Origin of the sequence: Streptosporangium sp. NPDC005286 (assembly GCF_040607515.1) — a bacterium.
Classification (GTDB): Bacteria; Actinomycetota; Actinomycetes; order Streptosporangiales; family Streptosporangiaceae; genus Streptosporangium.
On record NZ_JBEXGU010000069.1, the window covers coordinates 1 to 18823 of the forward strand.

General features: G+C 73.6%; 10 protein-coding genes. All 10 read right to left on the reverse strand.

Annotated elements, in window-relative coordinates; translation table 11 throughout:
* Positions 1-93: 93 nt before the first annotated feature.
* The 10 genes from ABZU75_RS24145 to ABZU75_RS24190 all read right to left on the reverse strand — a co-directional run bounded on the left by ABZU75_RS24145 (position 94) and on the right by ABZU75_RS24190 (position 18680).
* Positions 94-1365 (reverse strand): MFS transporter, encoded by a 1272-nt coding sequence (locus tag ABZU75_RS24145; protein WP_355558228.1) that lies wholly within the window; start codon positions 1363-1365, stop codon positions 94-96.
* 152 nt (positions 1366-1517) lie between these two features.
* Positions 1518-4616: an amino acid adenylation domain-containing protein gene (locus ABZU75_RS24150; protein ID WP_355558231.1), complete on the reverse strand. Its 3099-nt coding sequence runs from the start codon at positions 4614-4616 to the stop codon at positions 1518-1520.
* Positions 4613-6463, reverse strand: a complete 1851-nt coding sequence (locus ABZU75_RS24155; RefSeq protein ID WP_355558233.1) for a non-ribosomal peptide synthetase — start codon at positions 6461-6463, stop codon at positions 4613-4615. Before ABZU75_RS24155 ends, ABZU75_RS24150 begins: the two co-directional genes overlap by 4 nt.
* 56 nt (positions 6464-6519) lie before the next feature.
* Positions 6520-8016: a condensation domain-containing protein gene (locus ABZU75_RS24160; RefSeq protein ID WP_355558235.1), complete on the reverse strand. Its 1497-nt coding sequence runs from the start codon at positions 8014-8016 to the stop codon at positions 6520-6522.
* On the reverse strand, positions 8003-9517 hold the full coding sequence (locus ABZU75_RS24165; RefSeq protein WP_355558238.1) for a condensation domain-containing protein: 1515 nt from the start codon (positions 9515-9517) through the stop codon (positions 8003-8005). Before ABZU75_RS24165 ends, ABZU75_RS24160 begins: the two co-directional genes overlap by 14 nt.
* Positions 9514-11073, reverse strand: a complete 1560-nt coding sequence (locus ABZU75_RS24170) for a condensation domain-containing protein (protein ID WP_355558241.1) — start codon at positions 11071-11073, stop codon at positions 9514-9516. The genes ABZU75_RS24165 and ABZU75_RS24170 overlap by 4 nt, the downstream gene beginning before the upstream one ends.
* Before the next feature lie 8 nt (positions 11074-11081).
* Positions 11082-12575, reverse strand: a complete 1494-nt coding sequence (locus ABZU75_RS24175) for a class I adenylate-forming enzyme family protein (RefSeq protein ID WP_355558244.1) — start codon at positions 12573-12575, stop codon at positions 11082-11084.
* Positions 12572-12820, reverse strand: a complete 249-nt coding sequence (locus ABZU75_RS24180; protein WP_355558247.1) for an acyl carrier protein — start codon at positions 12818-12820, stop codon at positions 12572-12574. The genes ABZU75_RS24175 and ABZU75_RS24180 overlap by 4 nt, the downstream gene beginning before the upstream one ends.
* The gene (locus tag ABZU75_RS24185) at positions 12817-12996 is read right to left on the reverse strand and encodes an MbtH family NRPS accessory protein (RefSeq protein ID WP_350923638.1); all 180 of its coding nucleotides are present in this window, start codon (positions 12994-12996) and stop codon (positions 12817-12819) included. Before ABZU75_RS24185 ends, ABZU75_RS24180 begins: the two co-directional genes overlap by 4 nt.
* Positions 12993-18680 (reverse strand): amino acid adenylation domain-containing protein, encoded by a 5688-nt coding sequence (locus ABZU75_RS24190; protein WP_355558251.1) that lies wholly within the window; start codon positions 18678-18680, stop codon positions 12993-12995. The genes ABZU75_RS24185 and ABZU75_RS24190 overlap by 4 nt, the downstream gene beginning before the upstream one ends.
* Between the last annotated feature and the right edge of the window lie 143 nt (positions 18681-18823).

The following is an 18823-nucleotide window of genomic DNA, read 5'->3' on the forward strand; positions in this document are numbered from 1 at the left end:
GGGGCGCCGACCGGCCGGTCGGCGCCCCTGAAGAGCCGTGCCGCGCACGCGCGGGGCACGGCTCCCGGCGGCGGACGGCGTCCGGCCGTACGGTCAGGGCACCGAACGGATCTTCCAGACGAGGGCGGCGCCGAGCAGGGCGAGGGCCGCGGAGGTCAGGTAGAGGACCGGATAGCCGCCGAGACCGGCCACGATGGGACCGGCGATGACCGGGCCGAGCACCTGGGGTCCCGAGTTGGCGATGTTGATGACACCGAGATCCTTGGCACGTCCCTCGGCGGCCGGCAGGACCTGGGTGACCAGGGCGTTGTCGACCGAGAGGTAGATGCCGAAGCCGACCCCCATGATCGCGGCGCCGACCGTCGCCACCGGCCACAGCGGCCAGAACGCGAGCATCACCGCGGGGACCACGCTGATCAGGCCGGAGGCCGTGACGAGCGCCCTGCGGCGGCCGAGCCGGTCGGAGACGACGCCCGCGACGACGGTGGTGAGCACGACCGTCGTGGTGTAGATCAGGATCAGCGTGAGCAGGCCGTCCTCGGCCCGCTCGCCGGGGAAGAGCCGCTCGTAGCCGACCGCGTCGGTGAGGAAGTACAGCAGGTAGAGCGTGGCGACGGCGTTGCCGAGCTGCATCAGGAAGCGGGTCAGCCAGGCCCAGAAGAAGTCGGGGTGGGCGCGGGGGCTGATCCAGAAACCTCTCAGGAAGGCCCCGAGCTCGAAGGGGGGCCTGGCCGCCAGGCGAGGGTCGGGGGTGGTCAGAACGAAGGGGAGCACGCAGAGCGGGATCAGCACCGCTATCAGGAAATATCCGGATTCGGTGGTGGTGGCGACCATGGTGACCAGGACCACGGCGAGCACCACCCCCAGCGACTGGGGAATCCCGATCCAGCCCGACACCTCACCCCGCTGGCTCACCGGCACGTGGTCGGGCACCCCGGCGTTGAGCGAGGCCTGCATCGCGTTGAGCCCGGCCTGCGCGAGGCACCAGCCGGCCGCCAGGCCGATGATCGTCCCCTGCCCCGCCAGCAGGACCAGCGCCCCCGCGCCGACCAGCGCCCCGGCCAGCGACCACGGGTGCCTGCGCCCGAACCGCCCCGCCGTGCGGTCGGACAACGCCCCCGCGATGGGGTTGAACAGCATCGCGACGGCGGCCCCCAGCCCGGTCACCAGCGCCAGCGCCCCCTCCTTACCCGCCGGGTCGACCACCGCCACCTGCGAGGGAAGCAGGACCTGGAGCGGCCCGAAGTACCCCATCCAGAGCGCCAGGTTGGCCAGCGAGATGCCGGCCACCCACCAGGGCCCCACCCTGCGCGTCGGCTCCGCGAGCGCCGACCTCGGGTCGGGAGCGGGCTGCACAACGCTCATGGGGCCTCGCATCCTCGTGACTCACGACTCCGAACAAGCGCCCGACAACACAAGGCGTGCCCGGATGCTACGCCGCCTCCCTCCCTTATCAACAGCCCCCGGCCGACACCGGATTCCCGCCGGGAGTGTGCCCGAGAGCGCCACCGGCGAGATCAGGAATGGTCGGTGCCCGCGAGCAGATCCATGGCCTCCTCGTCGGTCAGGGCGTCCAGTTCCTTGATCAGCAGTTCCTCCAGCGCCTCGGCGAGTGAGGCGACGGTGCTCATCTCGAAGACGGTCCGGATCGGGACCTCGATGCCGGTGGCCCGCCTGATCCGCGCCGCCACCCGGGTCGCCAGCAGGGAGTGCCCGCCGAGTGCGAAGAAGTCGTCGAAGACACCGACCGCCCCCGTGCCGAGCAGCTCGTCCCAGATCCCGGCCACCAGCCTCTCCGCGTCCGTGCGCGGCGCGACCCGCTCGGCGGAGGAGGCGGCGACCGGTTCGGGGAGCGCGGCGTGGTCGATCTTGCCGCCCGGGGTGAGGGGGAACGCCTCCAGGCTCACCCAGGCGGTGGGGACGAGCTGGCGCGGGAGCGAGTGCCCCAGGTGTTCCCTGAGGTCCGCCGGATCCGCGGTGCCGGTGACGTAGGCGACGAGCTCCTCGCCCCGGCCGGTCACGAAGGCCTGGCCCACCTGCGGATGGGCGAGCAGGCGGCTCTCCACCTCACCCGGCTCGATCCGGAAACCTCGGATCTTCAGCTGCGCGTCCAGCCGCCCCAGGAACTCCAGCCGCCCGTCGGAGCGCCACCGCGCCCGGTCCCCCGTCCGGTAACGGCGCGCCCCGGGGGCACCGTACGGGTCGGGGACGAAGGCGCCGGCGGTGAGCGCCGGCCTGCCGAGGTAGCCGCGGGCCACCCCGGCCCCACCGATGACCAGCTCCCCGGCCGCGCCGGGTGGCAGGGGCTCTCCCCTGTCGTCGAGCACCCGGACGGTGGTCTCCGCGATCGGGCCGCCGATCGGCGGGCGGCCCACGACGTCGCGCGCCCCGAGGTCGGCGGCGGTGGCGATCACCGTCCCCTCGGTCGGGCCGTAGGTGTTGACCAGCCGGACCCGGTCGCCGAGCAGGCCGCGCCAGCGCTCCACCGCCGCCGCGGAGACCTGCTCACCACCGAGGATCACCAGGCGGAGCGAGGCGGGCCAGGCGGTCTCGCCCGGCTCCTCGGCCAGTGAGTGCCAGTACGCGGTCGGCAGGTCGAGCACGGTGACCGCCTCGCCCTCCGGCGAGGCCAGCAGGTCGGGCAGGCTCGTCGCCCCGTCGGGGAGGAGCACCAGCGTGGCCCCCGCGGCCAGCGCCGGGAAGACCTCCTCGACATGGGCGTCGAAGCTGAGCGAGGCGAACTGGACGACCCGGTCACCGGAGGTCAGGCCGTAGTCCGCGCGCATCCACCGTACCCGCGCGGCCACCGCGCCGTGCTCCACCAGCACGCCCTTGGGCACGCCGGTGGAGCCCGAGGTGGTGATGACGTACGCGGCGTCCAGCGGCACGGTCGCGCCCCGGAGGGGGGCGGGGGCGCCGACGGCGCCCCCGGGAAGCGCGGGTGGCGCGGGAGTGACGGCGACGCGGCCCGGCGGCGGTTCGCGCAGGGTGATCAGGTGGGTGGCCGAGCCGTCCGCCATCGAGAAGGCCAGCCGCTCGTCCGGGACGTCGGGGTCGAACGGCAGGTAGGCGGCCCCCGCCCACCAGACGGCGAGCAGCGCGGTGATCGCCTCGATCGAGCGGGGCAGGCAGACCCCGACGACGTCGCCGCGGCCGACCCCGCCGTCACGGAGGACCCCGGCGAGCGTGCCCGCGCGAGCCAGCAACTCGCCGTACGTGACGCTCTCCCGCCCGCAGACCACGGCGACGGCCTCGGGCGTCCGCCGCGCGGCCTGGCGGATCATCTCGGGAACCAGGACGCCCCCGGCGAGCTCGGCGCCGGACGGCCCGGCCGACAGGATGTGGATGTCGGCGTGGTCGGCGTCGGTCCAGATCGGCAGGGCGGAGAGCGGGGTGTCGGGGCGGGCCGCGACGGATTCGAGGAGCAGGGCGAACCTGGCGGCCAGGCGGCCGACCTCTGCCGCCTCGAACAGGCCCGTGTCATGGCAGAGGGAGAGGCCGAGCCCGTTCTCGTCGGACCACACCTCGACGAGGAGGTCCACCTTGGCCTGCCGGAACCCGGCGTCGATGTCGGTCACGGTCAGCTCGCCGAACGCCCGCCGGGGACCGGCGTCCTGGTTGTGCAGGATGAGCATGGAGGACAGCAGCGACTCCACGGGGTGGCCAAGCTGCTCGAAGGGGACCGAGAAGTTGCCCAGCGCGGCGAGGACCTCGCCACGGCTGCGGCCGATCAGGCCGGTGAACGGCGGGTCGCCCGACAGGTCCCCGCGGAGGATCACCGTCTGGGAGACGTATCCGACCATCGGTTCCAGCTCGACCCGGTCCCGGCCCGCGACGACGGTGCCGACCAGGACGTCGGTCTGCCCGGTGTGCCGCAGCAGCAACGTCTGGTACGCGGCGACCAGCACGGTGAACAGGGTGGTGCGCTGCTCGGCGGCCAGCCGCTCCAGCCGCCGCGCCGTCTCGGGTGACAACCGGACACGCTGGAACTCGCCCCGCCCGCTCCCCGCCCCCTCCCGGCGGAACGGCAGCTCGACCGGGGGCGGCGCGGCGAGCCTCTCCCGCCAGTACGGCACGGCCCGGTCGGCCCTGCGCCGCTGCCAGCGTGCGTAGTCGCCCGCCTGGACCGGCAACGGGCGCAGCCGGGGTTCGGCCCCGGCGAGGCGCGCGGTGTAGCAGTCGGCCAGGTCGTCCAGGATGACGTTGAGCGACCAGCCGTCCGAGATGATGTGGTGCATCGTGACGCAGAGCACATGCCGGTCGTCGGTTATCCGGATCACCGCCACCCGCAGCGGAGGCCCGGCCTCCAGGTCGAACGGCTCGTTGGTCCGCTCGGCCACCAGGCGTTCCGCGTCCTCGCGGCTCCCGGAGCGCAGCCACTCGATCCCGGGTGCCCCGCTCTCCACCACGGCCCAGGGAACACCGTCCTCCTCGGTGAACCTGGTGCGCAGGCTCTCGTGGCGGGTCAGCACGTCGGTGAGCGCCCAGATCAGCGCGGCCTGGTCGAGGGGGCCGCGAAGCAGGCGTACGAGATACATGTTGTAGGAGGCGTCGTCCGGATCGACGCGCTGCAGGATCCAGAGCCGCTCCTGCGCCGGGGACAGGGGCGCCCTCATGCGCCCGGCCCCAGTTCGTCGAAGATCGCCGCGAGTTCCTCGGCACCGAGGCCGTCGAGCTGCTCGCGCAGCGCGGCGACCTCGACGAGGTCCAGGTCGTCGTCGTCCAGGCGGTCCAGCTGCCGGGCGAGCCCGGCGACGGTCGGATGCTCGAAGAGCGCCACCAGCGGCACGGCGGCGCCGAAGCGCGACTGGACCCTGGCGATGATCTGGGCGGCCGTCAGCGAGTGCCCGCCGAGCTCGAAGAAGTCGTCGTCGACCCCGACCGGCTGTTCGATTCCCAGCACCTCCTCCCACATCGCGGCGAGCTCGTCCTCCGCCGAACTCGACGGCGCCCGGTAGGGGGTCGTCGACGCCCGGGCCCGGTCGGGTGCCGGCAGCGCCGCGCGGTCGAGCTTGCCGTTGGGGGTGAGCGGCAGGGCGTCGAGGGTGACGAGGTGCGCGGGCACCATGTACTCGGGCAGGCTCGCCCTGAGTCTGGCGCGCAGCGCCTCCCACGGCCCTTCCGGTGCCGCTCCCTCCGCACCGACCAGGTACGCCACCAGCGTGGGCAGGCCGTCCGGTCCCTGGTGGACACCGACGGCGGCCTGGCGCACCCACTCCACCGAGCGCAGGACCGTCTCGATCTCCTCCAGCTCGATGCGGAACCCCCGCACCTTGACCTGGCTGTCGGCCCTGCCCAGGTACTCCAGGCGGCCGTCCGGGGTGCGCCGGACGAGGTCGCCGGTCGCGTACATGCGCCCTCCCCCGCCGGCCGCGAAGGGGTCGGGCAGGAAGCGGGCGGCGGTCAGGGCGGGCATGCCCCGGTAGCCGCGGGCCACCCCGGCCCCGCCGATGTGCAGTTCCCCGGCCTCGCCGTCCGCGACCGGCAGGCCGTCGTCGCCCAGGAGGTACAGGGACGTCTCGGAGATCGGCTCCCCCAGCACGACCCGGGCCGGTGCGGGCGCGACGATCCCCGCGGTGGACCACACGGTCGTCTCGGTCGGCCCGTACACGTTCCACAGGCTCGTCCCCGGGGCGAGGAGCGCGTCGGCGAGGTCGCGCGGCAGCGCCTCTCCCCCGCAGAGCCGGGTGCGGATCGTCTCCGGCACTCCGCCGGCCTCCAGCAGGATGCGCCAGGTGGCCGGGGTGGCCTGCAGCGCCGTGATCCGCTCGGCGACCGCCAGCGCCCGCAACCTCTGGCCGTCGGCCGCCTGGCTCGCGGAGGCCACGACGACCCGCGCCCCGCACGCCAGGGGGAGCAGCAACTCCAGGACGGAGATGTCGAACGACAGGGTGGTGACGGCGAGCCAGCGGTCCTCGGGCGTGAGCTTCAGCCGTTCGGCGAACGAGCCGAGCAGGTTCTGCACGGCGCGCCTCGGGACCTCCACCCCCTTGGGCCGCCCGGTGGAGCCCGAGGTGTACATCACGTACGCCAGGTCGCCCCGCGGTCCCCGCGGCGTGTCGCGGCGGGCGGTGGGGGCGGTACCGTCCGGGGCGAGCACGAGGATCCGGGGGACTCCGGCCAGCAGGCGCCGGTCCACGCCGGCCTGGGTCAGCACCAGGCCGATCCCGGCGTCCTGGCGCATGAGCCGCAGCCTGTCCTCGGGGAAGGCGGGGTCGAGCGGGACGTACGCGCCTCCGGCGGCCCAGACCGCCAGGACCGCGACGACCATCCCCGTGGTGCGCTCCATGCACAGCCCGACCGGGACCTCGGGGCCCACTCCCCACTCGCGCAGCACCGCGGCGAGGTCGTCGACCCGCCGGTGCAGCTCCCGGTAGGTCAGCTCGCCGCCCTGCCCGCTGACCGCCACCGCGTCGGGTGCCGTCTCCAGCCGGTCGCGTATCAGCTCCGGCACCGTCACCATGCCCTCTCCCTGCGGGTCTGGTGCCGTGAGTCCCGGCTCTCGCGCCGGGGAGGACATCACCACGGTCGTACACCTCTCAGGTCGGACAGCCGGAGGCCCGGGTCGGTCCCGGCCCGCTCCACCACGTCGGTGAAGGTGCGGGCCAGGCGCCGCGCGGTTCCGGCGGAGAACAGGTCACTGCTGTAGTCGAGGACGCCGCCGAGGCCCTCGGGCCCCCGCCAGGCGTCCACGGACACCTCGGCCTTGGTACGGCCCGTCGCGGGTACGGGGTAGACCTCGGCCGACAGGTCGCCCATCGTGGTCCGCAGCAGGTCGTCCTTGGGCAGGTTGTGCAGGTTGAACATGGCCTGGAAGAGCGGCGGCCTGCTCAGGTCACGGGGCAGGCGCAACGAGGCGAGGATCCGCTCGAACGGCGTGCCGGCGTGCTGGAGTCCCCGGAAGAGCGTCAGCCGGGTGCGTTTCATCAGTTCGAGGAAGGTGGGGTCGCCCGACAGGTCGGCACGGAGCACGAGCGTGCCGGCGAAGTAGCCGATCAGCGGCTCGATCTCGGTACGGTCCCGGCCGGAGACCGGCACCCCGACGCACAGATCCCGCTGCCCGGAGGCCAGCGAGAGGGTCGCCTGGTAGACGGCGAGCAGCGCCATGAAGAGCGTGCAGCGCGCGCTCCTGGCGACGTCCTCCAGCCGGGTGATCACCTCGTCGGGCACGAGCAGGCTCTCCTGCCCGCCGCGCCCGCTCCAGCGGGCGGGACGAGGATGGTCGGCGGGGAGGTCGAGCGCCGGCACCCCGGCGAGCGTGCGGGTCCAGTGGTCGAGGTGGGAGGCGTCCTCGTCCCGTTCGGCGCGGCGCCTGTCCTCCTCGGCGAGCTGCGGGTACTGCGCCGGGAGCTCCTCCAGCGCCGGCGGCCTGCCCTCGCGGTGGGCGGCGTAGCACTCGGTCACCTCCCGCATGAGGACGTCCAGCGACCAGCCGTCGACGACGATGTGGTGCAGGACGATGCAGAGCAGGAAGTGCTCCTCGCCCAGCCGCAGCAGCGCCACGCGCAGCGGCGGGCCGCCTTCGAGGTCGAACGGCCGGTTCACGAACTCCACGACGGCCGGGGCCGGGTCGCCGGTGACGTCCGCCCGCTCCACCGGCACCGGCGCGACGGGCACGACGATCTGGACGGGACGGTCACCGGCCAGCCGGAACCGGGTGCGCAGCACGTGGTGCCGCTCGGCGACGCGGGTGAAGGCGGCGGCGAGCGCCTGCACGTCGACGGGGCCGCGCAGCCGCACGCACCAGGGGGTGTGGTACGTGGTGTCGCCGGGGTCGAACCTGCTGAGGAACCAGAGGCGCTCCTGCCCGAACGACAGGGGCCACCGCCTGCCCCCGTCCCGCTCCCGCGCCTCCGCCAGCAGCGCCGCGCGCCGTTCCGGCGACAGCCGCGCCAGCCGGCCGAGCAGTTCCTCGCGCCGGTCCTGCGCCGCGTGCTCCCGCGGGGCGTGCTCCGGCGCGGACTCCCGCACCGCGAGGTCCGTCTCCGCGGCGACACAGGGGTCAGGCGTGGTCACCGGCCACCTCCCTGGATCTCTCCGTCGCCGGGCTCTGCTCGGTCTCCGCCGGGCCGCTCTCCGGCGTACCGGGAAGGGCCGCCTCCCGGACGGCGGGGCGCTCGATCGGGACGATGCCGCACAGCTCGGCGACCTCGTCCAGCGCCACCTCCTCGGCCACGGCCCTGACCAGCAGCCTCTCCACCCCGCCCAGCAGCGCGTAGGCGGTGGAGCGCGGCAGGCAGGCGGTGTCGGTCAGCAGGTAGAGCCGGCAGGTGTTCGTGGCGGGCCCGGTGGCGAAGAAGACCGTGGCGTCCACCGCGTCCCAGGCACCGACCAGGAAGAACCTGGTCCGCTCGGTGAGGGCGGCGACCGCGGCCGGATCCCCCGCCGGTTCCACCTTGGGCAGGTTGGGCCAGTGAGCGGTGGTCCGCGTGTCGTTGAAGTAGGCGGACAGGTCGACGGGACCGCCACGCTCCCTTCCGATCTCCTCGCGCAGCGCCATCATCCGGTACGGGTCGTAGTGCGCGTTGCGGTAGGCCATCAACGCCCGCCGGTGCCCGGCACGGACCACGTCGGCGAACGTCCCGTCCGGCAGGTCGAGGACGAGGAGCCCGTCCTGCACCGCGGTGCCGGCCATGGCCGCGGTCCTGGGGTCGTGCCGGTTGGCCACGATCAGCTGCATGACCACCCGGCGGTGCCCGGTGAGCACGCCCAGCAGCACCGCGCTCGCCGTGGTCAGCACGCTGGCCGTGCTGACCGACCACCGCTCGGCCAGGATCTCGGCGGCGGCGGCGACGGCCACCGACTCCATGCCGACCCGGACGAACCTCGGCTCCTCCGCGGTGATGCGGGGGAAGTCGAACATGGTCTCCGGCGCCCTCGAAAGCTCGGCGCGGCAGTGGCGGAGCGCCCGCTCGCCGCGGGCCGCTCCCGCCCCCTCACGCTCGAAGGCGGCCTGGTCCAGCGGCTGCCACCCGGGAGCGGGCAGCTCGTCCCCGGCCAGCAGCGCCCGCCAGTCACCCGCGAGCACGTCCAGCGCCCAGCCGTCCACCGCCAGGTGGGACAGCGCGAAGGCCACCGCACGCGGGCGGCCGCCGACGGTCACGACGGCGCAGCGGAACGGCAGCTCGACCGCGTAGTCGAAGCCCCTGGCGGCCAGCCCCGCGGACACCTTCTTGGCGGCGGCGAGTGGCTTGTCCTCCCCGGCGTCGACCACCTCGACGTCGAACCGGCCCCGGCTCGCCACCCGCTGGACCGGCCCGTCGGCGGCGTCCTCACAGGTGGTCCTGAGGGTCTCGTGCCGCTCGACGAGGCCGCGCAGGGCGCCGATGACGGCATCCTGGGTGTGCCTGCCGTAGACGGGCAGCACCCAGGGCATGTTGAAGTACGGGTCGCCGTCCTCAAGCCACCGGGTGATCCTCCAGATGGCCAGCTGGCCCCAGGTGAGCGGCGACTCGCCGCCCCGCGCCCCGGAGAACTCGACGGTCACCACCGATGACCGTCCGGATTCGGCCGTCATCGGGCTCTGGCTATCTCTTCGACGACGCCCTCGACGGTCGGGGAGTCGATGAACACCTCGAAGGAGAGCTCGACGCCCATCCCGTCCCGGACACGGGAGATGATCTGGGTGATCGTCAGCGAGTGACCACCGAGGTCGAACAGGTCGTCGTCCGGCTGGACCGTGTCCACGCCGAGCACCTCGCACCAGATCGCCGTGACCTGCCCGAGGAGCTCGGCGTCCTCCCCCCTGGCGCCTTCGCCGCCGGAGACCGGACCGGTGACGAGGCCGTGATCGGCCTGATCGGCCTGGCCGGCGGGGACGACCCGGGGAGGCAGGGGCAGCTCGTCGAGCGGGGCGCCGGGGCGAGCCGCGATGCCGGCGAGCAGAACCCGCAGTTGCTCGGCGACGCCCTCGCAGGCGGCGCGGTCCAGGATCTCGGGGTTGAACCGCAGGCGGGCCTCGGCCCCGGCCGGGCCGTCGGCGCCGTCGACGACCTGCAGGTGCAGGGTGTTGCGGACCGCGCCGTTGGACGCCGCCCAGTCGACCGAGACGTCCAGTCCCGCGAAGGAGGGGTCACCGGCCGGGCGTCTGCGGTAGCTGACCGAGACGGGGGTGAGCGCGGAGCGCGGGCTGATCCCGCCCAGCGCCCTGGCCAGGGGAATCTCGCGATAGCGGTAGATCGCCCGTAGCTCCTCCCTGATCGACAGGGCGAACTCGGCGAACGTCCCGGCCGGACTGGAGGCCACGGGCAGCTCGTTGACGAACGCCCCCACGTGCTCGCGCGTCTCCTCGGTCCTGGTGGACAGGTCCACCGCCACCGTGACGCGGGCGTTGCCGTACCCGTACAGGAGCGTGTGCAGTGCGGCCAGCACGACCTCGAAGCGGGTCAGGCCCAGGTCGGCGGCGATGGCGGCGACCTCGCCGCCAAGGCGGAACTCCACGGTGTCGCCGGGCGCGGCGCGCAGCGAGGTGCGGGTGAGGCCGGGCAGCAGCAGGTCCTGCCCGTCCTGCCATCTCGGCCGCCAGAACTCCGCCGCCTCCTCCAGCGCGGCGGCGACCCTGCCCTGCTCGGCGCGGGCGATCTCGTCGCAGGAGAGCGTCAGGGGGGCGAGCGCGGAGCCCCCGTAGGCGGCGGCGATGTCACGGAGCAGCAGGTCCTTGGAGACGCCGTCGAAGACGGCGTGGTGGGCGACGATCTGCAGCAGGTGCCGCTCGGCCCCCAGCCTGAAGAGGGTGAACCTGGCCGGTGGACCCGACTCCAGGTCGAAGGGGCGCGCCACCTCCTCCTCAAGTCGGCCGGGCTCGGGCAGGGTCTCCTCGAAGCGGATCGGCGGGGGCACCTTGCCGGGGAGCAGGCGGACCTCGCCGTCCCGCTCCGCCAGGACCGCGGCGAGCACGGGGTGTCGCTCGACGGCCGCGGCACAGGCGGCGAGCATCGCGCCGGTGTCGAGCGGGCCGTCGAGCCGCAGGGTGAGCGGCATCGCGTAGACCCGGCCACCGGCGCCCATCCGCTCGGTGATCCACATCCCGTGCTGGGCGAAGGTCGCCCGGTCCCATCCCGCTGTGAGCGACATCGACATTTTCACGTGCCTTCCGTCTGACCTGTCGCGGCGACCTCGAACAGGCCCCGCAGCTCCCTTTTGACGACCTTTCCCGACTGGTTCCTGGGCAGGGTGTCGACGACGAGCACCCGTTCGGGGAGCTCGTGCCCGGCCAGGCGGTCCATCAGGAAGGCCCGTAGATCCCCGCCGGAGGTCCCGGCGGACCGCAGCACCACCGCCGCGGCGAGCACGCTGCCGAGTACCGGGTGCGGGACGCCGAGCACCGCGGCCTCCGCGACGGCCTCGTGCTCGTGGAGCGCCGCCTCCACCTGGAGCGTGGAGACCTTGAACGCGCCCGACTTGACCACGTCGCTCTCCCGGTCGACGAGGTGGAGGTAGCCCTCGGCGTCCAGGCGGCCGATGTCCCCCATCCGCACCCAGCCGCCCCTGAACGCCTCGGCGCCCGCCTGCTCGTCCCGGTAGTAGAAGCGGGTGGCGGTGGGTGAGCGCATCCAGACCTCGCCGGTCTCTCCCGGGGGTAGCGGGTCGCCGTGCGCGTCGGTGATGCGCAGGGCCCCACCGAACGCGGGCCGTCCCAGCGCCCCCGGCCTGGACGGATCGAAGATCATGATGGTCTGGGCGGGAGCGGCCTCGGTGGAGGTGTAGTAGTTGGTGACCGTCGCGTTGGGGAAGGCGTCGGCCAGGCGCGCGGCCACCGCGGGCGGCAGGGCCGAGGCGGCCGAACCGAGCAGCAGGACGCTCGACATGTCGTGGCGCTCGTGCAGTCCCGCGTTGAGGAACTCGATGGCCATGGCGGGTACGACGAACACGGTGCCGACCCGGCGCGACTCGATCAGCCGGGCGAGGCGGCCGGGGGTGAAGCGCCCGAGGGTGAGCATGGCCGGACGGGCGTCCAGCGCGTTCATCAGCATCGTCTGACCGGCGTTGGTACCGATCGGGAAGGCGTGCAGCAGGTGGCGCGAATGGCCGAACCTGCGGCGGTTGGGGCGGGTCTCGCAGCCGAAGGCCAGGTTGGCGTGGCTGGCGCCCACGCCCTTGGGCAGCCCCGTGGTGCCCGAGGTGTAGAGGATCTGGGCCAGGTCCGCGGGCTCGACCCGCACCCCGGGCGGTCCCGCCGTCCCCCCCTCCAGCTCCCCGACGGCCGCGCTCCAGCGGTCGCCTTCCGGCGGGGTGAGGTCGCGCCCGCACAGCAGGGCAGAAGCCGAGCAGTGCTCCAGCATGTGCCGTACCTCGGCGGGCGCGAGCCGGTCGGAGAGCGGCACGGCGACGGCGCCGGTCTTCTGGACCGCGCAGTAGGCGACGGCGAAGTCGACCCAGTCCCGGCTCCCGAAGAGCAGCCCGATCCGGTCGCCCCGCCGCACGCCGCGGTCGAGCAGCCCGTGCGCGACGTCGTCCGAGCGCCGGTCCCACTCGCCGAACGTCATCGACGCGACGCCCTCGACGATCACCGCCTCCCGCTCGGGGTCCTGCTCGGCGCGGAGCGCGAGCATCTGCGGCACGGTCTCCGGGCTCACGAGGTCCGCTCGCTCACATAACCGACCAGCAGCGGGAAGCTGTCGAGGTAGGCGGCGCCCCCGCCGAGGTCGAGGGCGACGTCGAACTCGTCCTCGACGGCGTCGATGAGCCGGAGCAGCGCCAGCGAGGTGACGCCCAGCGCGGACAGGGAGGTGTCGGAGCCGACGATCTCGTCGGCGGTGAGCCGCCCGTCGCAGGCAACGGAGATCATCCCGGCGATCCTGGAGGCCAGTGGGTCGGTCATGCCACCTCCCCCCGCGCGCTGAGCGGGCGCATGTCCGTCCACACCTCGTCGATGTGGGCGAGGCAGCCCTCCCTGTCCCCCTCGAAACCCTCGGCCCGCCACCCGGCGGGCAGCTCCCTGCCCGCCGGCCAGATCGAGTACTGCTCCTCGTCGTTGAGCACCACCAGGAAACTCATGACCCAACCTCCTCTTTCTTGCGGGTACGGCTCCGCAGAGCCTCGAAACCGACCAGGTCGTCGGGGAGCGCGTCGGGTACGTCGGCGTCGAAGCGGGCCAGCACCCGCACGCGCATGGCGACGAGCGCGATGACGGCGATGGCCAGCCCGAAGCAGGCGTACATGAAACCGATGCCGCGGCCCTCGCCGGTGCCGATCAGCAGGCCGACGGTGCCGGCCAGCGGGCCTTCGGGGGCGAGCAGCGGCTCGAACAGGGCGCTGCCGTACGGCGCGACCAGGCCGAAGCCGATCGGCAGCGTGGACCAGGCGACGAGGGTGTTGAGCGCGATGACCCGGCCGTGGAACCGCTGTGCCACCTTGACCTGGATGATCGTGGCGTAGACGCCGTTCAGCAGGGTCAGGCAGAACGACATGCCGAACGAGCCGACCGCGATCAGGGCGAGGTTCTGCTGGAATCCGGTGAGCACGCAGAACACCGCCAGGGCGAGCGTGGCGAGCAGCACCCCGTACAGGCGCCGCCTGCGGGGCCCGCCCCAGACGGTCATCAGCAGGCCGCCGAGGAAGACCCCGAGCCCTCCCGCGAACGCGACCCTGCCGACGTCGTCGAGCGTCGCGAACGACAGGACCAGTGGGGAGATCATCAGGAAGAGCGGCGACAGGAAGACGTTGAGCACCGCGAAGAACACGAGCATGCCGCGGAAGCCGGGGTTGCCCCACGAGTGGCGGATGCCGTTCGCCATCTCGGCCAGGACGCTCTCCCTGCGGCGCCAGGGCATGGCGGTCGGGAAGCGGACGAACAGCAGGACCAGCGTGGCGACCAGGTAGCTGGCGACGTCGATGATGAGGATGCCCTCCAGCCCGATCGTGGCCATCAGCCCGGTCGCGATCAGCGGCACGACGAGCTGGGCGGTGCCCGTGGCCATCTGGACGACGCCGTTGGCGTGGCCGAGGAACCGCTTGGGGACCAGCTGCGGGATCGCCGAGCCGTAGGCGAACCGCTGGAAGGTCAGCGCGATCGACAGGCAGACGAGCAACGGATATATGTGCCAGATCTGCAGATTTCCGGTCCAGAGCAGCACGCCCAGCGCGAGCTGCGTGCTCCCGGCACCGATGTCCCCGCACAGCATGACCCTGCGCCGGTCGTAACGGTCCACGATCGCTCCGGCGAGCGGCGCCACCAGCATGCCGGGCACCAGTCCCAGCACCGCGAACAGCGCGAACCTGGCCAGCGACCCGGTGGTCAGGTAGATCCAGATCGGGATGGCGAACTCGGTCAGCGCGGACCCGGTGATCGAGACCAGCTGCCCCACCGAGACCAGCAGGAACCGCCGCATGCCGGGCGGAGGCCCGCCGGTGGCGGGGGCGGTGACGGTACCGGGCTCGTCGGGGCCGGGCTCGTCGGGGCCGACTATCCGGAGGTCGGCCCGGCCGCCGGTCCGCATGGCGCCGTCGGAGCCCTCCGCGGCGCCGGACTCGGGCACGGGGACGAGTGCGGGGGCGGGGGGCGAGTCGGAGCGGTGGGGCTCGCCGGAGACGCCCTGGAGCCACCAGGTGGAGTCCTCGGTGCGCTCCAGCGGCGCGGTCCGTCCTCGGGCCAGGGCCAGGTGGGTACCGGTGAGGATGTCGGCCAGTTCCCGCGCCCGGTACTTCACGAAGAAGTGCCCGGCCTCGTCCAGCACCACGCAGGCGGCGGTGCCGGACAGGCGCAGCCACTCGCGGTAGCGCTCCTGGTAGAACTCGGTCGCCGGGTCCCGCTCCCCCACCACCGCGATGACCGGTGCCGCGAAGGGCCGGGTCTCCTCCTCCTCGAACAGCCGGGTGAAGTAGCGCTCCGCCATGCGGGTGCCCAGGCGGCGGTTCTCGATGATCAGCCTGAGCTGGTCACGCTCGAACTCCTCGACGTCGAGCCCCGCCGCGGAGAGCGCGTTGATCCTGCCCTGGTCGCTGGTCATCCGGTCCATCAGGGTGCCGAGCCAGCCCAGGCCGCGCCCTGGGCGGGCGAAGGGGAACACGCCGCCGAGGTAGATCGCGTCGACCGGGCGGCCCGCCGCCTCCAGGTGCCGGGCGATCTCCACGATCAGCATGACGCCGAGCCCGCAGTGCCCGTAGAGCACCAGCGGCCCGCGCACCCCGGCGAGGATCTCCTCGGCACACTCGCGGGCGACCTCGTCGAACGGCCGCGACCGCTCGCCGAGCTCGTGCCCCGGGACCGCGACCGAGTACAGCGCCCAGTCGGCGGGCAGCGCGTCGGCCAGCGGCTGGTAGACGACGGCGCTGCCGCCGCCGAACGGCACGCAGACCATGGTGGCCTTGGCGGCGCGGGGCGGGGTGAGCCGGTGCAGCAGCTCTCGCCCGCCGTCGCCGCCGGTCTCCAGCAGCCGGGCCAGTTCCCTGACCGTGCGGTTCTTGAACAGCTCCAGCACGGTCACCGCCCGCTCGGGGACCTGCGCGCGCAGCCGGGCGATCACCCGCATGGCGAGCAGCGAGTGGCCGCCCAGCTCGAAGAAGTCGTCGAGCGCGCCGACCCGCTCCACCTCCAGGATCTCGGCCCAGATCCCGGCGACCGTCTCCTCCAGCGCGGTCTCCGGCGGCACGAACCCCGCGGCCGAGACCTCGGCGGCGGGATCCGGCAGCTTCGACCTGTCGACCTTGCCGTGGGATTTCAGCGGCAGCTCGTCCAGCCACACGTAGCGGGCCGGGATCATGTAGTCGGGGAGCCGCTCGGCCAGCCAGGACCGCATCTCGGCGGCCTCCGGGGCAGCCGGGCCGGCCTGTCCGACCAGGTAGGCGACCAGGCGCCCGCCTCTCAGATCCACGACGGCGCCCGTCACCCCCGGATGCTCGGAGAGCACCGCCTCCACCTCCGCCGGCTCCACCCGGTAGCCGCGGACCTTCACCTGCAGGTCACGCCGGCCGAGGAACTCCAGCTCCCCGCCGGGCAGCCAGCGGCCGAGGTCGCCGCTGCGGTACATCCGGGCACCGGGGGCGCCGTACGGGTCGGGCAGGAAGCGGTCGGCGGTCAGCCCGGGACGGCCCAGGTAGCCGCGGGCCAGGCGGTCGCCGCCCAGGTAGAGCTCGCCGGGAACCCCGGCCGGGACCGGCCGCAGGTTGTCGTCGAGCACGTGTACCAGCGCACCGGGCATGGGCGATCCGATGGGCAGCGCCGTCCCTGCCCCCGGAGCGGCCCCCGAGGCGGCCCGGGGGGCGGGGGCGGCGCCGTTCAGCACGGCTCCGGAAGCGGTGCCGGGCTCGACGGAGTAGGTGGTGACACCGACGGTGGCCTCGGTGGGGCCGTAGTGGTTGATCACCCGGCACCGCCCGGCCGCCGCGAGCTCCGCGGCCCAGGCGCGCGGTGCCGCCTCGCCGCCGAGGATCAGCAGCCTGCCGGGGAGCAGCTCGTCCGGGGTCGCGTCGGCGAGCAGCGCCGCCAGGTGGGATGGGGTGATCTTGAGATAGTCGACGCCGTGCCTGCGGAAGTAGGCCGCCAGTTCCGGTGCGGCCGTGCGCGGGGGGATGAGGTGCAGCGCGCCCCCGGTCATCAGGCACAGGTAGAAGATCGTCACCCCGAAGTCGAAGGCGAGCGACTGGAGCAGTCCGAACACCCCGCCCGGCTCGATCTCCAGCCGCTCCCGCACCCCGGCGAGATAGACCATGACCTGCCGGTGCTGCACGGCCACGCCCTTGGGCCGCCCGGTGGTCCCCGAGGTGTAGATGACGTACGCCAGGTCGTCGGGGGTCACGCCGCTCTCCACCGGCCCGGCGTCCTGCCCGTCGGAGTCCTCGGCGCCTTCCGGGTCGCCCGAGGCGGGGACTTCGACCGTGGGCAGCCCCTCCGGCAGGCGGTCACGGAGGTCGGACGCGGTCACGACCGCCCGCGCCCCGGCGTCGGAGAGCACGTAGGCGATCCGGTCACCGGGATGGTCGGGCTCCAGCGGGAGATAGGCGGCGCCCGCCTTGAGCACGCCGAGCACCGCGACGGCCGTGTCCGCCGACTGCTCCAGGAAGACGGCGACCCGGTCGCCGCGGCCCACGCCGGCCCGCCGCAGCAGGCGCGCGAGCCGCTCCGCCCGCCCCTGGAGCTCCGCGTAGCCGAGCGAGGTGTCGCCCGCCACGACCGCGACGGCGTCCGGGGTGAGCCGGGCCCGCTCGGACACGGCCTCGTGCAGCAGCCCGGTGCCGAAGGGGATCACGGGGGTGGACTCGCCGAGTGCCAGGACCCGGCGACGCTCGTCCGGCGGGAGGATCTCAAGCTCGGAGATCGGCGCGCCGGGGTCGGCGACGATCGACCTCATCAGGTTCTCGAAGCACGCCGCCATCCGCGCGACGGTGCCGGGGTCGAACAGCGCGGTGCTGTAGGTGAGGTGGCCGGCGAGCCCGTGGGGGGTCTCGAACAGGTAGAGGGCCAGGTCGAACCGGCTGGCCGTGGCCTTCACCGGGTAGGGGGTCATGGTCAGGCCCGGGGTGTCCAGCGGCCTGGAGCGGTAGTTCTGCAGGGCGAACATCACCTGGAACACCGGTGATCTGCTGACGTCCCTTTCCACGCCCAGCTCGCTGACGAGCCGGTCGAAGGGGAGCTCCTGGTGGGCGTAGGCGTCCAGTGCCGTCTCCCTGACCCTGGCCAGCAGTTCGGCGAACGTGGGGTCGCCGGACAGGTCCGCGCGCATCGGCAGCGAGTTGACGAACACGCCGACCACCCGCTCCAGCTCGGGCAGGTCCCGCCCGGAGACGGGCGAGCCGACCGCGAAGTCGTACTGCCGCGAGTAGCGCGAGAGCAGCACCTCGAAGGCGGCGAGCAGGATCATGTACGGGGTGGCGCCGTGGGCGCGGCCCAGCGCGGCGACCGCCGCACTGAGCTCGGCGTCCAGGGCCACGCCACAGGCGGCGCCCTCCCAGCTCTGCTCGGCAGGACGCGGGCGGTCGGCGGGGAGCTCCAGCGGGGGCAGCCCGTCCAGACGCCGCCGCCAGTAGCGGATCTCCTCGGCGTGGTCGCGCTCCCGCTGCCAGTGCGCGTAGTCGCCGTAGCTCACCGGCACCGGCGGCAGCTCCGGGTCGCGGTCCGCACGGTACGCGGCGTGCAGGGTGAGGAGTTCCTCCATGACGATGTCGCACGACCAGCCGTCGGTCATCGCGTGGTGCATGGTGAGCAGCAGTACGTGCTCGAACGGTCCAAGCCGGACCAGGAGCGCCCGCAGCGGCGGGCCCGCGGCGAGGTCGAAGGGCCTGGCCAGCTCCTCGTCGATCTCCGCGAGGTCGCCGGCGGTCCGCAGCACGACCGCGGGCGCGTCGTCGACGACGACCGCGGGGCCGCCGTCGGGGGTGGTGACCAGCCGGGTGCGCAGGCTCTCGTGCCGAAGGGCCACCTCGGTCAGCGCTCGGGCGAGTGCCTCGGCGTCGATCTCCCCCTCCAGCTTGGCCGCGAAGGCCACGGTGTAGGCGGAGGTAGCGGGGGCGTACTGCTCCAGGAACCAGAGCCGTTCCTGCGCCGGGGAGAGCGGGGGCACCGCTCCGGAAGGGCGCGGCGGAATCGCCGCCGTGACGACGCGGCCGCCCAGTCGCTGGGCGAGCAGTGCTTTCTTGGCCGGTGAGAGGCCGGTTCGCGTCAAGACACCTCCGTACTGGCGAAGAGGAACCCGTGAGCGTTCCCCCGCGGCGGGGAACGGGATCGCCCGAGTGTGCGATCCCATGTCGGCCGGCCGGATCGGCGCGGCCCGGAGACCTGCGCGGCGCGGAGTCACCCCGGCGCCGAAAGATGTGAGCGTTCGGGCGAGTGGGGGCGCCCGACCGGGCGCCTCATGTCACCGCGTGGATGCACGGCGCCGTGGGAACG

What these genes read in the sequence shown, in the direction of transcription:
- ABZU75_RS24165 (WP_355558238.1), bottom strand. Translation starts at nt 9,517, where the DNA reads ATGACGGCCGAATCCGGACGGTCATCGGTGGTGACCGTCGAGTTCTCC.
- ABZU75_RS24190 (WP_355558251.1), bottom strand. Translation starts at nt 18,680, where the DNA reads ATGGGATCGCACACTCGGGCGATCCCGTTCCCCGCCGCGGGGGAACGC.
- ABZU75_RS24170 (WP_355558241.1), bottom strand. Translation starts at nt 11,073, where the DNA reads ATGTCGCTCACAGCGGGATGGGACCGGGCGACCTTCGCCCAGCACGGG.
- ABZU75_RS24150 (WP_355558231.1), bottom strand. Translation starts at nt 4,616, where the DNA reads ATGAGGGCGCCCCTGTCCCCGGCGCAGGAGCGGCTCTGGATCCTGCAG.
- ABZU75_RS24180 (WP_355558247.1), bottom strand. Translation starts at nt 12,820, where the DNA reads ATGACCGACCCACTGGCCTCCAGGATCGCCGGGATGATCTCCGTTGCC.
- ABZU75_RS24145 (WP_355558228.1), bottom strand. Translation starts at nt 1,365, where the DNA reads ATGAGCGTTGTGCAGCCCGCTCCCGACCCGAGGTCGGCGCTCGCGGAG.
- ABZU75_RS24155 (WP_355558233.1), bottom strand. Translation starts at nt 6,463, where the DNA reads ATGGTGACGGTGCCGGAGCTGATACGCGACCGGCTGGAGACGGCACCC.
- ABZU75_RS24185 (WP_350923638.1), bottom strand. Translation starts at nt 12,996, where the DNA reads ATGAGTTTCCTGGTGGTGCTCAACGACGAGGAGCAGTACTCGATCTGG.